Annotated in this window: 18 protein-coding genes; 6 read left to right on the forward strand and 12 right to left on the reverse strand. The window is 55.4% G+C overall.

The genetic code is table 11. From position 1 onward, the window contains the following. Positions 1 to 8: 8 nt before the first annotated feature. A complete protein-coding gene (locus CIK78_RS18145; protein WP_096282187.1) occupies positions 9 to 548 on the reverse strand; it encodes a cold shock domain-containing protein in 540 nt (179 codons plus the stop codon). A 112-nt stretch (positions 549 to 660) separates the two neighbouring features. Between CIK78_RS18145 and CIK78_RS17540 the strand changes: the two genes are divergently transcribed. Beyond that, positions 661 to 909 carry a SlyX family protein gene (locus CIK78_RS17540; protein ID WP_096282188.1) on the forward strand — a complete coding sequence of 83 codons (249 nt, stop codon included), beginning with the start codon at positions 661 to 663 and terminating at the stop codon, positions 907 to 909. A gap of 24 nt (positions 910 to 933) precedes the next feature. Here the strand turns inward: CIK78_RS17540 and ald are convergent, their stop codons facing one another. The 7 genes from ald to radC form a co-directional block, all read right to left on the reverse strand. Continuing rightward, entirely contained in the window at positions 934 to 2,055 is a 1,122-nt protein-coding gene (gene ald, locus CIK78_RS17545) for an alanine dehydrogenase (protein WP_096282189.1), read from the reverse strand. Positions 2,056 to 2,245: 190 nt separating this feature from the next. Next, positions 2,246 to 2,680, reverse strand: a complete 435-nt coding sequence (locus CIK78_RS17550) for a thioesterase family protein (RefSeq protein WP_096282190.1) — start codon at positions 2,678 to 2,680, stop codon at positions 2,246 to 2,248. Between the two features lie 17 nt (positions 2,681 to 2,697). Further along, entirely contained in the window at positions 2,698 to 3,888 is a 1,191-nt protein-coding gene (locus tag CIK78_RS17555) for a class I SAM-dependent rRNA methyltransferase (RefSeq protein ID WP_096282191.1), read from the reverse strand. 172 nt (positions 3,889 to 4,060) lie between these two features. Next, complete coding sequence (mutM, locus tag CIK78_RS17560; protein WP_096282192.1) at positions 4,061 to 4,921, reverse strand: bifunctional DNA-formamidopyrimidine glycosylase/DNA-(apurinic or apyrimidinic site) lyase; 861 nt, start codon at positions 4,919 to 4,921, stop codon at positions 4,061 to 4,063. A gap of 156 nt (positions 4,922 to 5,077) precedes the next feature. Next, positions 5,078 to 5,233: a 50S ribosomal protein L33 gene (gene rpmG, locus CIK78_RS17565; protein ID WP_096282193.1), complete on the reverse strand. Its 156-nt coding sequence runs from the start codon at positions 5,231 to 5,233 to the stop codon at positions 5,078 to 5,080. 51 nt (positions 5,234 to 5,284) lie between these two features. After that, positions 5,285 to 5,521 (reverse strand): 50S ribosomal protein L28, encoded by a 237-nt coding sequence (gene rpmB, locus CIK78_RS17570; protein ID WP_096282194.1) that lies wholly within the window; start codon positions 5,519 to 5,521, stop codon positions 5,285 to 5,287. 295 nt (positions 5,522 to 5,816) lie between these two features. Then, a complete protein-coding gene (radC, locus tag CIK78_RS17575) occupies positions 5,817 to 6,491 on the reverse strand; it encodes a DNA repair protein RadC (RefSeq protein WP_096282195.1) in 675 nt (224 codons plus the stop codon). A 190-nt stretch (positions 6,492 to 6,681) separates the two neighbouring features. On the opposite strand from radC, the gene coaBC reads away from it, so the two are divergent. The 5 genes from coaBC (at position 6,682) to slmA (ending at position 11,532) form a co-directional block, all read left to right on the forward strand. Next, positions 6,682 to 8,001: a bifunctional phosphopantothenoylcysteine decarboxylase/phosphopantothenate--cysteine ligase CoaBC gene (gene coaBC / locus CIK78_RS17580; protein WP_096282196.1), complete on the forward strand. Its 1,320-nt coding sequence runs from the start codon at positions 6,682 to 6,684 to the stop codon at positions 7,999 to 8,001. Further along, positions 7,998 to 8,456, forward strand: a complete 459-nt coding sequence (gene dut, locus CIK78_RS17585; RefSeq protein WP_096282197.1) for a dUTP diphosphatase — start codon at positions 7,998 to 8,000, stop codon at positions 8,454 to 8,456. Before coaBC ends, dut begins: the two co-directional genes overlap by 4 nt. 57 nt (positions 8,457 to 8,513) lie before the next feature. Continuing rightward, entirely contained in the window at positions 8,514 to 9,908 is a 1,395-nt protein-coding gene (locus CIK78_RS17590; RefSeq protein ID WP_096282198.1) for a phosphomannomutase/phosphoglucomutase, read from the forward strand. A 96-nt stretch (positions 9,909 to 10,004) separates the two neighbouring features. After that, the gene (gene argB, locus CIK78_RS17595; RefSeq protein ID WP_096282199.1) at positions 10,005 to 10,904 is read left to right on the forward strand and encodes an acetylglutamate kinase; all 900 of its coding nucleotides are present in this window, start codon (positions 10,005 to 10,007) and stop codon (positions 10,902 to 10,904) included. A gap of 19 nt (positions 10,905 to 10,923) precedes the next feature. Next, on the forward strand, positions 10,924 to 11,532 hold the full coding sequence (slmA, locus tag CIK78_RS17600; protein ID WP_096282200.1) for a nucleoid occlusion factor SlmA: 609 nt from the start codon (positions 10,924 to 10,926) through the stop codon (positions 11,530 to 11,532). 136 nt (positions 11,533 to 11,668) lie between these two features. On the opposite strand, the gene rpoH is transcribed toward slmA, so the two are convergent. The 4 genes from rpoH to ftsY all read right to left on the reverse strand — a co-directional run. Continuing rightward, positions 11,669 to 12,538 (reverse strand): RNA polymerase sigma factor RpoH, encoded by an 870-nt coding sequence (gene rpoH / locus CIK78_RS17605; protein WP_096282201.1) that lies wholly within the window; start codon positions 12,536 to 12,538, stop codon positions 11,669 to 11,671. 114 nt (positions 12,539 to 12,652) lie between these two features. After that, the gene (gene ftsX, locus CIK78_RS17610; protein ID WP_096282202.1) at positions 12,653 to 13,696 is read right to left on the reverse strand and encodes a permease-like cell division protein FtsX; all 1,044 of its coding nucleotides are present in this window, start codon (positions 13,694 to 13,696) and stop codon (positions 12,653 to 12,655) included. Further along, positions 13,693 to 14,361 carry a cell division ATP-binding protein FtsE gene (gene ftsE / locus CIK78_RS17615; RefSeq protein ID WP_096282203.1) on the reverse strand — a complete coding sequence of 223 codons (669 nt, stop codon included), beginning with the start codon at positions 14,359 to 14,361 and terminating at the stop codon, positions 13,693 to 13,695. The genes ftsX and ftsE overlap by 4 nt, the downstream gene beginning before the upstream one ends. Further along, the coding region (gene ftsY / locus CIK78_RS17620; protein WP_096282204.1) for a signal recognition particle-docking protein FtsY at positions 14,358 to 15,429 on the reverse strand (1,072 nt) is incomplete at its 5' end. The genes ftsY and ftsE, both read right to left, overlap by 4 nt.

Genomic DNA, 15,429 nt, shown 5'->3' on the forward strand with positions numbered 1-15,429 from the left:
GGTTAAACCTACTCGATAATACTCACATCGTCAGCTTGCAGGCCACGCTCATTTTTTATCACGTGGTAACGCACAATTTGACCTTCTGCCAACATACGCGGGCCACGACCACGAATGGCGCGAAAATGTACAAATACGTCTTCGCCATTGTCGCGGGTAATAAAACCGTAACCTTTGTTAGTGTTGAACCACTTTACATCACCTTCTTCACGGCCATCATTGGGGTCGATGATGTCTTCTTCCTCATCATCTTCCAAAGGAGCCGCCTGGGGCGGGCGCGACGCTGACTTGGAGCGTGCCATAGCGTCTGACGCCACCATTGAAGGCGCAAGCGCCGCTGATGCCAAGGTGCCGAGGAACAAAACAATAAAACACCCTATAGCAACGGCAATATACACACCGCTCATACCACTGATGGCTAACTCGGCCAACCATAGCTCAGCGAGCGCACTATCGGTTAGATGAACAATCCCCGCCAGCAGAAATGGCGTGGGGGCGGACAGTAATACACTGATTAAGAAACAGCGAAACACAACTTTTGGGTTCATAGAAAAAGAAAGCTCTCTTGTTGTATGGGTAACAGACGAAGGACAATACCCGAACTATCAGGCCCACTCCCAATAGCACCGGCATACTACTACATAAGGCTGCAATGTTATCATGACCCACGAATTAACGCCTGCTGAGCTAACTCAACTTCTTGAATCGTTAGAAAGTCGTCTCGCCTACCAAGAACACTGGCTGGACACGCTAGACCAAGCGGTCGTGCAACAGGAGCGGCGCCTGGAAAAATTAGAGCAGCTAAGTGGGCTAATGCGCGAACGTCTGCGCGAGCAACATCAGGCACTCCAAGATAGCGAGCCCCAGGGTGGCCGACGCCCTGAGGATGAGCTGCCTCCGCACTATTAAACCGACGGCCAGCGGGTGGACGGTTTAACTGCCGCTGATGACGCTGGCGGGATCAACACCATCAAGACCAAACGCTTGCGCCACCGCAGGGTACGTCACTCGCCCGGCATGGACATTAAGGCCCGGCAGAAAATGCGAGTCATCACGCAGCGCCTGCTGCCAGCCTTTATCTGCCAGCGCAATCACAAACGGCAGCGTTGCATTGGTTAGCCCTTGGGTAGAGGTCCGCGCTACCGCACCGGGCATATTGGCCACGCAGTAGTGCACAATGCCATCAACGATGTAGGTCGGCTCGGCGTGCGTCGTGGGTTTGCTGGTTTCAAAACAACCGCCCTGGTCAATCGCGACATCGACCAATACGCTGCCGGGCTTCATATTAGCCAGCATATTCCGAGTGATTAATTTGGGAGCGGCCGCACCAGGCACCAGCACTGCGCCAATGATCATATCGGACTCACGCACAGCGCTGTCTAATGCGTCGGTAGTTGAATAAACCGTTTTAATGCGCCCCTGATAACGATCGTCCAGCACTTCTAGCCGGGCCAGCGACTTATCCAGGATGGTGACGTCAGCACCTAGCCCCAGCGCCATACGGGCCGCGTTTTCGCCGACCACGCCTCCCCCAATCACGGTCACTTTGCCCGGCGCAACGCCAGGGACACCGGGCAGCAGCACGCCAGCGCCCCCCTGGGCTTTTTCTAGGCTGTGCGCACCGGCCTGAACGGCCATTCGACCGGCCACCGTGCTCATCGGCGCCAGCAGCGGCAGGCCGCCACGCGCGTCGGTAATGGTTTCATAGGCGATACAGGTCGCGCCGCTTTCCATCAGCCCACGGGTAAGCGTTTGTTCAGCGGCAAGATGTAGGTAGGTGAACAGCGTATGCTTCGCGGTGAGCCGTGCCACCTCCTCCGACTGAGGCTCTTTGACCTTAAGAATCAGCTCTGCACCGCGCCACAGCGCCTCTACATCGGTTTCTATCTGCGCTCCGGCGGCGTGATAGTCGTCATCCGCAAATCCCGCACCCTCACCGGCACCGGCCTGAACACTGACGTGATGGCCACGCTCGACTAGCTCGCGTGCGCCGGCGGGTGTTAAAGCCACTCGATATTCATGATTTTTAATTTCTTTAGGGATGGCGATATTCATTGGCGGCTTCCTTTTTAATGTAACGTCGGCGCTCAGCAGAAAAATTAGCTCTGTTAGGCAAACTACATCACCCCTAACGTTGACCACCAGCCCAGAAAATAAAAACAAAAAAAACGCCGGCTAAGGCGTTTTTTAGGAGAAAAATCTAGCGAATGCCGTTTCTACACGAAAAATTCAACTTGTCCCTGCGTCACTCCACCACCACCGCGCCGCCATAGATACGCCGATACTCATCGGGCAGCCGCTTGGGCCGCCCCGTACTAAGCGCGACACAGGCAAAGCGCGTGCGTGCGTTTAGCAACGTTTTGCCATCCCGCGGTCGCTTAAGCTGAAAACGCCGGGTCAAACTGAACCGCTCATCACAATCGACAATCCAGGTCGCCAACAGCAGTTCGTCGCCTGCAAAGGCGGGCGCGAGATAGTCCAGCTCATGGCGATGAACCACCATGGCACGATCAAGCTTACGATAACGCTCAAGCGACAGCCCGAGCGCCTCCGAGTGCGCCCAACTGATCTGCTCAACCCAGCGCAGATACTCGCTGTTGTTGGCGTGCTGATAGGCGTCAATCGCCTCATCAGCCACGCGGATATCAATCATGAAGGGATCAGGCAGCGCCCACTCCATTAGCTTTTTCCTTTCGATTAATCGCGGAACACACGCACGCCGAGTGCTTTTAGGTAAGACGTTTCTGGGATAGCCGGGTGTACCGGGTGATCAGGCCCTTGGTGGCCCTGGAAAATCACCTGGCCTTGACGGTCTTGGTGGCGTACCGCGCCACGCACGACATCCATTAGCCGATCATTCGCCAAGTGCATAGAGCACGAGGCGGACATCAGCAGGCCATCGCGACCCAGTAGGCGCATAGCTTCGCGGTTTAAGCGGGCATAGGCACGCTCGCCGTTGGGAATATCTTTGCGCTTTTTGATAAACGCAGGCGGATCAAGCACGATGACATCAAATTGCTCACCGTCTGCTTTCAAAGCCGCCAGGGCTTCAAAAGCATCGCCCTCACCCACGGCAACCTGCTCCTGAACACCGTTCAGCTCGGCGTTGCGAGCCACTTGCTCAAGCGCTGTCTTGGAAGAGTCTAAGCACAGCACATCTTTGGCACCGTGAACCGCGGCCTGAACACCCCAGCCGCCCACGTAGCTGAACACGTCCAGTACGCGCTTACCCGACACTTGGCGATTGAGCCACTCGCGGTTCACCCGGTGGTCAAAGAACCAGCCGGTTTTCTGGCCGTTAATAACCGGCACAGCAAAGCGCGCGCCGTTCTCTTCAAGCAAGACTTCGTCAGGCAAAACGCCTTTGATCACTTCAACGTGAGCCTCTAACCCTTCCTGACGACGCCCGCCGGTATCGTTACGGAAGACGATCACTTCAGGCTTGATGACTTTTTCCAGCGCATCAACGATCTCATCTGCCAATGCCTGCATGCCGGCAGTATTGAGCTGAACGACGACCACATCGCCAAAGCGATCAACCACCAAACCTGGCAGCAGATCCCCTTCGCCGTGGATCAAGCGGTAATAGGGCTGGTCATACAGGCGCTGGCGCAGAGCAAGCGCTTGGTTAAAGCGGTGCACAAACAGCGAGCGGTCCAAGCGCATTTCGGGATCGCGTGACATGACCCGCGCCGCAATAAGCGAATGAGGATTCACATACGCCACCGCCATGACTTTGCCGTTGGAAGCTTCTACCAGAGCGGTTTCGCCTGCCGCAAAGTTTTTCAGCGGCGTCTCTTTAATATCGACCTCGTTGGAGTAGATCCAAAGATGTCCCGCTTTAAGGCGGCGGTCAGCGTGTTTATTTAGGCGCAGGCGTTGGGTCACAAAAATCTCCAAAAGCGCTGTTTTAGCGCTTTGTCTTAAAACGTTGCCTTAAAACTTAGGCTTGAAAAACCTGAGGCTTAGAAAATCTTAGGCTTAATAAAACCTAGGCATGGCAACAAACTTGAATAGGGCAATCATTTGAGGTGCAAAACAACAGTATTAGGGGCGGCCATTAGTGCTGGCAGCCGGGACAGAACACGCTGGCGCGCTGGCCAAGCGTAATGCGGCGCAGTTCAGCACCACAGCGAAAGCACGGCTGGCCATGGCGCCCGTAAACCTTCAGGCGCTGGGCAAAGTAGCCCGGCTCACCCTGGCCGCTCACAAAATCGCGTAGCGTAGTGCCGCCCTGAGTAATCGCAGCGGCCAGCACCTCTTTTACCGCTACCGCCAGCTGCTGATAGCGCGCGAGGGACACGCGGCCCGCTGCGCGCCGTGGATCAATACCGGCCATAAATAACGCCTCGGCCGCGTAAATATTCCCGGCGCCAACCACTACCTGGTTATCCATCAAAAAAGGCTTAACCGCCACCCGCTTGTTGCGCGAGAGCGTGTATAGCCATTTACCGTTAAACGCATCAGACAGCGGCTCTGGTCCTAAGTGCGCAAGGCGCTTATCCAGCGCTGCATCCTCTTGCTGCCAATCCACAAAGCCAAAGCGGCGAGGATCATGGTAGCGCAACACATAGCCGCTGGCAGTCACCACATCGACATGGTCATGCTTTTTAGGCAAGTCCCCCACCCTAGCAATACGCAGGCTACCCGACATACCTAGATGCCATAGCAGCGTTGCATCCGCTTGTTGCGCGGTATCACGTTCGCCTTCTGGCGCTTGGCCAGCGTGAATGGGGATCTGCAAATATTTAGCACGTCGCGTCAACACGCCAATCCGCGCGCCCACCAACCTCTCAGCGAGATCCTCTGGCACCGGCACACGCAGCCGTGGCTGCCGCACCAACACCTCGGTAATTTCCTGGCCCTCAATATAGGGGGCTATCCCGCGTCGGGTCGTTTCAACTTCGGGGAGTTCGGGCATATTTGGACACTGTACCGGCCTATTGATGACAGCCTTGTGAAAGTGGCAAAGAGACGCATGTAACATGAAAGACATGCATGCAAAAACCCGGCTTGGGGCCGGGTTTTTGAACAGGCGCTAGCCTGCAGTGAAAGCCGATCTTCATCGCAACAGCGATTACTTGATCTTAGCTTCCTTGTACATAACGTGCTTACGGACGACCGGATCGAATTTTTTGAATTCGAACTTGTCCGGCGTGTTCCGCTTGTTTTTATCAGTGGTGTAGAAGTGGCCTGTACCGGCACTAGACACCAACTTGATTTTATCGCGCATGGTTTAATCCTTCCAAAATGCTTGGTCCGAAACGCTTGGCCAAAAGCTGGCTTAGATAGCGTCGCCGCGCTTACGAATACCAACCAAAACTGCGTCGATACCGTTTTTATCAATAATGCGCATTCCTTTGGTAGAAACGCGCAGCTTGACGAAGCGGTTTTCAGACTCAACCCAAAAACGATGGGTGTGCAGGTTTGGCAAGAAACGACGACGTGTCTTACGCATTGAGTGTGAAACGTTATTTCCAGTTACCGGACGCTTACCGGTAACCTGACATACTTTGGACATGAGAGCCTCTCAACTGCTTGGCCAGGATATAATAACCTGAGTGTTCAAAACTGTCGGGCAAACCGGAGCAAGGAAGGCGTCGACGCGGTTAACCGGCCAAGCTTTATCCAAATCCGTTATTCAACCCAAGTTTAAAGGTGGCACTTTATACCAGAGCACCTGACTAGCAGCAAGCTAAACCGACCCAAAAGGCTAAAAAACAGCCTTTTTGCTCACAAAACTTAGCAAAACAAGGATGGCGCCATGTTCTACACCGCGAATCTCTTAGCGGCTAAGAACGATGCACCAATTGAGCTTATAGCCAGCCACGCTCGGCAAAAGAGACCACGTCTCCATCCCCCACCACGAAATGATCCAGCACGCGCACGTCAAACAGTGCGAGAGCGTCTTTTAAACGTTCCGTAATACGTCGGTCAGCATCGCTTGGCTCTGCCACGCCAGAGGGGTGGTTGTGAGCCAGGATAACGGCGCCAGCGCTAAGTTCTAACGCGCGCTTGGCAACTTCGCGGGGGTAAACAGATGCGCTGTCTAGGGTACCGCGAAACAGCGATTCATAGCGAATAATTCGGTGCTGAGTATCTAAAAAAAGCACCGCAAATTCTTCATGCCCTAAATGGCGCAGCTGTGAACTCAAATAGTGACGTACCAAGGCAGGTGACGTTAGCGCATTGCCGCGTGCCAACTGACTGGCCAAATGACGTCGCGACAACTCAAGCGTCGCCTGAAGCTGGGCATACTTAGCACTGCCCAATCCATGCGCGGCGCAAAAGCTTGCCTGATTAGCCTCTAGCAGGGGCCGCAAGCCGCCAAAGCTGCTGAGCAGGTCTCGCGCTAAATCAACCGCCGAGCGGCCTTGCACGCCAACGCGCAGGAAAATCGCCAGTAGCTCTGCATCTGAAAGCGCCTGAGCGCCGTTATTTAATAGTTTTTCTCGGGGCCGCTCACCTTCCGGCCAATGATTGATTCCCATGACACCTTCCTGCCTTCATCTCTTTTGTGCTTATTGATATCCGCCTTATTGAGAATAGTCGCCCACAGACAAGCCTCATTAAAACTAGCCCGGATAATGCTAGCTTAACCTTGTTTACCCCTAGCATGCCAAATCGCGATGCCAATGGTATGGTAAGCCTCCTCACGAACGCTGACGTGGATCACTGCTCATGGCTTCTGGTACTTCAATAAGCGCGCCTGACAAGGCGTCGACGCTCACGGGAAAGCGTGTGCTACTAGGGGTTAGCGCGGGTATCGCGGCCTATAAAAGCGCCCTTTTGGTGCGCTTGCTTAAGCAAGCAGGCTGCGAGGTACGCGTGGTGATGACCAGCGGGGCACAGGCGTTTATTACGCCACTAACGCTGCAGGCGCTTTCTGGCGAGCCGGTGCGCACGTCCTTGCTCGACCCTGAGGCCGAAGCGGGCATGGGGCATATTGAGCTAGCGCGCTGGGCAGATGTCGTGCTGATTGCACCGGCCACCGCCGACTTGATCGCACGTCTAGTACACGGCATGGCCGACGACCTGCTCACTACGCTGTGTTTAGCGTCTGATGCGCCTAAACTCATTGCCCCGGCGATGAACCAAGCCATGTGGCGCCATCCCGCCACACAGCGCAACGTAGCGCAGTTGGAAAACGACAAATGGCAACTGATAGGCCCCGCTGCCGGCGACCAAGCCTGTGGCGATGTCGGTCCTGGCCGCATGAGCGAGCCTGACGCGATTTTTAGCGCGATTGTCGACCTATTTATGGCATCTCCCGCCACGCCACGCCCTGCAGCGAGTGCTCCTCATATTGTTATTACGGCGGGCCCTACCCGTGAGCCGCTCGACCCCGTGCGCTACCTCTCCAATCACAGCTCGGGGAAAATGGGCTTCGCGCTGGCCGCTGCGGCGGCGCTTGAAGGCGCCAACGTGACGCTAATCAGCGGTCCAGTTGAGCTACCCACACCAAAAGGCGTCACGCGTATTGACGTAGAGTCTGCCGAACAGATGCACGCCGAGACTCAGCGGCTAGCGCCCCGCGCCGCGCTGTTTATTGGCTGTGCCGCCGTCGCCGACTATCGCGCCGCGGCCCCCGCCGAGCACAAACTCAAAAAACAGGAAACGGGTGATACGCTTACCCTGACCCTGGTAAAAAACCCTGACATTATCGCCAGCGTCGCGGCACTGCCTGCTGAGCAGCGTCCGCTGGTGGTCGGCTTTGCTGCCGAAACCCAGGACATCGAGCGCTACGCACGTGACAAGCTGCAGCGCAAAGGGCTGGACATGATCGTCGCTAATGACGTCTCTTTAGCCGGCCTTGGCTTTGGCAGCGACCAGAACGCTGCTTGGCTCCTGTGGCGCACGCCTCAAGGCGTTGAAAGTCGATCAGAAGCGCCCCAGCCAAAAACACAGCTGGCTGGCACCATTATTCGTCAAGCGCTCGCCCTACTAGCGACACAAACAGCTGAAAAATCATCTAACACCGCTTCTGGAGACATCCTATGACCGCCCGACCTCGGCTACAGTGCAAACTGCTGGATGAGCGACTAAACGACTATTTGCCAACGTATGCCACCGAAGGCTCCGCAGGCATGGATCTTCGCGCCCTGCTAGATGAGCCGCTAACATTAGCCCCCGGCGAATGTCAGCTCGTACGCACAGGCATTGCCATCTATATTGAAGACCCTGCCCTTGCGGGCATGATTTTGCCGCGTTCGGGTCTGGGGCATAAGCACGGCATCGTACTGGGTAACTTGGTCGGCTTAATCGACTCTGATTATCAGGGTGAGCTGATGATTTCTGTCTGGAACCGTGGCCAAAGCGCGTTTACGCTCGCGCCCTTTGAGCGTCTGGCACAGTATGTGCTTGTGCCTGTTGTACAGGCCGAACTCTCTCTTGTGGACGCTTTTGAAGATTCTTCACGCGGCAGCGCAGGATTTGGCAGCACCGGCAGTCAGTAGCCTTTGGCGGATAACGCCGCGATGAGCAACGCATGTTGCGTTTAGCTAGGAAGCCTTATGGATGCACAAACCGTACCCGCTTCGATTTTTCGCGCCTACGACATTCGCGGCATTGTTGACGACACGCTGACAGAAAGCACGGTCGAGATGATTGGCCGCGCTGTGGGCTCCGAGGCGGCCGCACGCGGTGAGTCCACGGTGGTGGTGGCACGCGACGGGCGTCTTTCCGGCGCGCGGCTGCAAGCGGCCTTAATGCGCGGTCTAAACGCTGCAGGGCGCAACGTCATCGACATTGGCATGGTGCCCACCCCGGTGCTTTACTTTGCTACGCATCTGCTAGAGGGTACCCAGTCGGGCGTCATGGTGACCGGCAGCCACAATCCGCCAGATTATAATGGCTTTAAAATTGTGCTGGGCGGCGAAACGCTTTCCGGCGATGCCATCACTGCCCTGTTCGAGCGCATCCAGTCGGGCGAGCTAGTAGAGGGCCAAGGCAGCATCACTCAGCAAGATATTCGCGAAACGTACTTAGCGCGTATTTTAGGCGATGTTCGCCTCAGCAGGCCGCTAAAAGCCGTTGTCGACTGCGGCAACGGCGTCGCCGGAGAGCTGGGGCCACAGCTGCTGTCGCGCCTAGGCGTGGAGACGATTCCATTGTTTGCTGAGATCGACGGCAACTTTCCCAATCACCATCCGGACCCTGGCAAGCCGGAGAACATGCAAGATCTGATACGCAAGGTTCACGAAACCAGCGCTGATATTGGCCTTGCCTTCGATGGTGACGGCGATCGTCTAGGCGTTGTGACGCCTCACGGCCAGCTAGTTTTTCCCGATCATCTACTGATGCTATTTGCCACCGACATGCTCACTCGCCAGCCCGGCGCCAAGGTCATTTTTGACATTAAGTCCACGGGCAACCTGGTGAAAGTAATCAGCGAAGCAGGCGGCGAACCGGAAATGTGGCGCACCGGGCACTCGCTGATCAAGGCGCGCATGAAAGCAACGGGTGCCCAGCTGGCAGGTGAAATGAGCGGGCATATTTTTTTCCAAGAACGCTGGTATGGTTTTGACGATGGCCTTTATGCCGCCGCCCGACTGGTTGAGATTTTAGCTAACCAATCTGACGACGCTGATACGCTCTTCGCACAATTCCCCCAGGACGTGAGCACCCCGGAAATTAATATTGCGGTGACCGACGCTAACAAATTTTCTATCGTGGATAAGCTTGCTCGCGAGGGCGACTTCGGCGAAGGTATCAAAACCACGCTGGACGGCATTCGCGTCGACTATGCCGATGGCTGGGGGCTGTGTCGAGCCTCTAACACCACGCCTGCACTGGTGATGCGCTTTGAAGGCAAAGACGATGCCGCCCTAGCGCGCGTCAAAACTGTTTTTAACACCGCGTTATTACGCGCCGCGCCAGAGCTTAAGCTCGCCATTGAAGAAAGCTAGGCGCCGAAGGGATCGTGTGCACCAAGAAAGCACGGCCCTTATCACTGCATCAGCACAAATGTGATCAGCATAACAACGTTCGCAAGGGACAACATAATGAGTTCAGCCAGTAGCGACCCCCAGGTCGTTGTGGAAGTGCTTTCTGAAGCACTTCCCTATATCCAACAGTTTTCCGGCAAAACCGTCGTGGTCAAATACGGCGGCAATGCGATGACTGAAAGCACCCTGATAGACTCCTTTGCACGCGATATCGTGTTAATGAAGGAAGTCGGTATCAATCCAGTGGTGGTGCACGGTGGCGGCCCGCAAATTGGCGACCTGCTAAAAAAGCTCAACATTGAGTCACGCTTTGTGAACGGCATGCGCGTCACCGACTCGCAAACCATGGACGTCGTTGAGATGGTTCTAGGCGGCCTGGTCAATAAAAGCATCGTCAATCTCATCAACCAGAGCGGCGGCAAGGCGATAGGCTTAACGGGTAAAGACGGCGCACAAATTCGTGCCCGCCAGCTCAAAGTTGAGCACCAAAGCCCCGAAATGACCGCGCCTGAAATTATCGACATTGGTCACGTAGGGGAAGTCGAGTCGATCTCAACCGAGCTAATCGAGATGCTCGCGGCTCGCGACTTTATTCCGGTGATTGCCCCCATCGGCGTTGATGCAAAAGGCCACAGCTACAACATTAATGCCGACTTAGTGGCCGGCAAGATTGCCGAAGCTCTTAATGCCGAAAAATTAATGCTGCTCACCAATGTGGCCGGCTTAATGAATGCCGAAGGCGAAGTACTTACTGGATTAACCACTTTCCAGGTAGATGCCCTAATCGCCGATGGCACGATTTATGGCGGCATGCTGCCCAAAATCCGCTGCGCTCTTGATGCCGTTAAAGGCGGTGTGAACAGCGCACACATTATTGATGGCCGCGTCCCCCACGCAGTGTTGCTAGAAATCTTCACCAATGCTGGGGTAGGCACTCAAATAATGGACGCGTACTAACCGCGACGGAGGGCACTTTATGAGTGATGACCAAAAGCCTCGCCGTCGCGAGCAAATTCTTCAGGCGCTGGCATTGATGCTTGAAGAGGACAGCGGAAAACGCATTACCACGGCGGCCCTGGCGCGCCAGGTGGGAGTATCCGAAGCGGCACTCTATCGCCACTTTCCTAGCAAAGCGCGCATGTTTGAGGGGCTGATCGACTTTATTGAAGAGAGTATTTTTGCCCGGATTACGCGCATTTTAGAAGACGTACCCGATGCCACCACGCGCTGCGGCACCATCCTTGCGCTGCTACTAGGCTTTGCTGAAAAGAACCCTGGCCTTGCTCGCGTGATGGGGGGCGACGTGCTTACTGGCGAAACCGCTCGGCTGCGCCAGCGCGTCAATCAGCTGTTTGAGCGCCTAGAGACGCAGCTAAAGCAGATCCTCCGCGAGGCAGAACTTCGCGAAGGGCTGCGGCCCACCATTCCGGCCCCGGCCGCCGCTAACCTGCTAACAGCCCAGGCAGAGGGACGCATTTCGCAGTACGTGCGCAGTGACTTTAAACGCCTGCCGACCGAGCACTGGGAAGATCAGTGGTCATTGTTGTCGGCTCACTTGCTACGCGCCGTCGCACTCCCTGCCTAAGCCAACGGGACGCGGGCTCTTGCCCCATAAAGCTTACCCATAAAAAACGGCCCTGCTTTTAAAGAGGGCCGGTTTTTTGTATTACACATACCATACTGCAACTTACGGTATTTAAACTTACGTTAGTTAAACCTAGCTATGCAGCAATGGAATCTTCACCCATTTTCAAGCGCAGCTTTTTCATGGCATTTTTTTCAAGCTGACGAATACGCTCTGCACTCACGCCGTAAACGTCGGCCAAATCATGCAGCGTTTCTTTATTTTCGGCTAACCAGCGGCGCTGCAAGATATCTCGCGAGCGATCGTCCAGCCCTTCCAACGCCAGTTGCAAACGACGCGTGGAGTCTTCTTCGAAATTGCTGTCTTCCAGCTGTGTTGCCGGGTCTGACGCAGCATCATCTAAAAAATGCACCGGCGCTTGATAAGCGCTGTCGTCATCGTCGCTCGGCGAGCCGTCAAACCCAGCGTCGTAAGAAGAAAGGCGGCCTTCCATATCGCGAACAATTTCAGGCTTAACGTCGAGATCTTTAGCAATAGCGGCGACTTCGTCGTTGTTCAACCATGCTAGGCGCTTCTTAGCGCTGCGCAAATTGAAAAACAGCTTACGCTGAGCCTTCGTCGTGGCGATTTTCACAATGCGCCAGTTACGCAGTACAAATTCGTGTATTTCAGCTTTGATCCAGTGCACCGCAAAAGAAACCAGCCGAACGCCGTGGTTGGGATCAAAACGCTTGACGGCTTTCATCAAGCCAACGTTACCTTCTTGAATTAGATCCGCTTGCGGCAACCCATAACCTGAATAACTGCGGGCAATGTGCACAACAAAGCGCAAATGCGACATAACTAAACGCCGAGCGGCTTCTAAATCGCCTTCATCGTGCAAACGATAGGCAAGCTCGCGCTCTTCATCGGCCGTTAATACCGAAATACCATTGACCGCGCGGATATAACCGCCCAGATCGCCGCCGGGTGAAAGCTGCCCCACCGGTAGAAGACTAGTGCTCATGTGCAGGTGGTCTCCCCTGTAAACCATCGTGGTTGACGTAGCACGCCTTAATTAACTTATACATTCAGACCCGATTGTGTGGATAAGGTTCAAAGCCTTTGCCACCCAACGGCATCATCTTGGACGAATACTTGAGAGATGGCGAGTCACCGCCAGCCAAGCGCCCAACCAGCCTAGTAGTGTACTGCAAGATAGCAGAATTGTAGAGCCTGTCACATCAAGTTGAGGCAAGGAGAAGCTCGCGCCGTAGCTTGCGGCCAGTGCCGCCACCGGCAGTGATAGCCAATGATTGCCCACGCCGAGTAGCCCCAGTGCTAACAGGCCGCCACCGACACCGTACCAAGCGCCACTATATAAAAATGGCCGCCGAACAAAAGCATGAGTAGCGCCAATCAGCATGACAACTTCAATTTCTCGGCGGCGGCTTTCTACGGACAAGCGAATAGTATTGCCAACCACCAGCAGCACCCCTAAACCGAACAGCGCTCCTAGCGCCAGGGCAACGCGCCGGCCAAGCTCGGCTAAGTTTCTGAGCCGCTCGACCCAGGCTAAATCGACTCGCACCTCATCAACGCCCGAAAGCGCTTCAAGCGTGTTAGCCAGCTGCTGCATGGCTGCAGGGTCAACGCTTTCTGGTCGCACTACGATGCTAATCGGCAGCGGATTATCGTCCAGGCCAGCCAGCGCATCATCAAGCCCCAGCGCCTGCTGAAATTCCACCATACCCTGGTCCGCGCTGATCAACTGTGTCTCAAGCACACTCCCCTCAGCATTGACGGCTTCTTCAATCCGCAGAGCCTGTGCGTCATCAGCGGCCAACTCTAGATACATCGTTAGCGTTGCGCTCTCATCAAGCTCCGCATCTAGCAGGCGCGCACTATCTAACGTTAGCCAGAGAGCGGCCGGCAGCACCAGCGCAATAGCAATGGCCAGCATTGTTAGTAGATTGCCAACCGGGTAGCGCACCAAGCGATAGAAGCTGTCTCCTGCCATGCTGCGGTGGTGACGACCCCAGGCCCGCAGGCGGCTTGAAAAGCGCGCCTGATGCGACCTGGCGCCTCGCTGCGAAAGTTTATTATCAGGTGCTTTGGCGGGCGACCTGCGCGGCGTTTTTAACGCCGCTCCTTGGCGGCGCCTGGGAGTAGCCGATGGCTTCATAGCGCCCCCTCGTCGCCCACGAGACGACCGTCACTCAAGCGCAGAATACGATGACGCAGTCGTGCAATCAGAGCGAGGTCGTGGCTAGCAATCATGACAGTGGTGCCGATGCGATTAAAATCCTCGAACAGCCCCATGATATCCGCCGAAAGCTGAGGGTCTAAGTTACCCGTTGGCTCGTCCGCCAGCAGCAGCGCGGGCTTATTGACCACGGCGCGAGCAATGCCCACCCGCTGCTGCTCACCGCCAGACAGCTCTATCGGCAGCGCTTTCTCACGGTGTAATAACCCCACCTTATCTAGCGCCGCACGCACTCGACGAGCGGTTTCGCGGGATTCAATCCCTTGGATATCCAGCGGCAGCGAGACGTTGTGAAAAATACTGCGGTCAAAGAGCAGCTGGTGGTCCTGAAAGACGACGCCAATTTGGCGGCGATAAAACGGCACCTGGCTGGCATGCAGCTGGGCAATATCGTGACCGGCCACTATGACACGCCCGCGACTGGGCTTTTCAAGACGCATGATTAAGCGCAACAGTGAACTCTTACCCGCGCCGGAATGGCCGGTAAGAAATACCATTTCACCTCGACCGACACGAAAATTGAGGTGCGCTAGCGCTTCAAAACGGCCGCCATAGCGCTTTCCCACATGCTCAAAAGCGATCATGCGTTGACATCATCCTCTTGACGGTCAAACAGCGCATGCACAAAATCACTGGCCTCAAAGGGGCGAAGATCATCAATGCCCTCCCCCACGCCAATAAAGCGAATCGGCGTTCCTAGCTGCTTAGCCAGCGCGAAAATAATGCCACCCTTGGCGGTGCCATCCAGCTTGGTCAAGGTGATACCGCTGATAGGCACGGCATCGTTAAAGGTACTGGCCTGAGAAATAGCGTTTTGCCCGGTTCCCGCATCGAGTACTAGCATCACCTCATGAGGGGCGCTGGTATCTAGTTTCTGCATCACCCGGTGGACTTTTTTCAGCTCTTCCATCAGGTGGCTTTTGTTATGTAGCCGGCCGGCGGTGTCGGCAATCAGCACATCGACACCGCGTGCTTTGGCAGCAGCTACCGCGTCATAAATAACCGAAGCACTATCGGCACCGGTATGCTGGGCAATCACCGGCACGCGGTTACGGTCGCCCCATACTTTGAGCTGTTCAACGGCGGCGGCGCGGAAGGTATCGCCAGCCGCCAACATGACGCTTTTACCTTCACGCTGAAAACGCTGAGTCAGCTTACCTATAGTGGTCGTTTTACCCACGCCGTTAACGCCGACGACTAAAATAACAAACGGCCCGTTGCCCTCTTGATTGCGCGAGCGTTTTTCAATCACAAGAGGTTTGGCGACCGGCTCCAGCATAGTGGTCAGCTCTTCTTGCAAACCACGGTAGAGTGCTTCGGGATTATTGAGTTCTTTGCGCGAGACGCGCGCTTCCAGGCGCCCAATGATCTCTGTCGTTGCTTCAATGCCGACATCGGCCAGCAACAGCTGCGTTTCTAAGTCTTCTAATAGCTCGTCATCGATCTGTTTTTTACCTAAAAACAGATCGGCGATGCCGTCGGTCAAATTAGCGCGGGTTTTGCCCAGGCCTGATTTAATCCGCGCAAACCAGCCTTTTTTGTCACTTTTTTCCGCCCCTGGCTTTTCCTGCAAAACAGCAGGGGGAGCGATTGGCTCTGGCTCTGGCTCTGGCTCTGGCTCTGGCTCTGGCTCTGGCTCTGGCTCTGGCTCT

The organism is Halomonas sp. JB37 (assembly GCF_002332255.1).
GTDB lineage: Bacteria > Pseudomonadota > Gammaproteobacteria > Pseudomonadales > Halomonadaceae > Vreelandella > Vreelandella casei.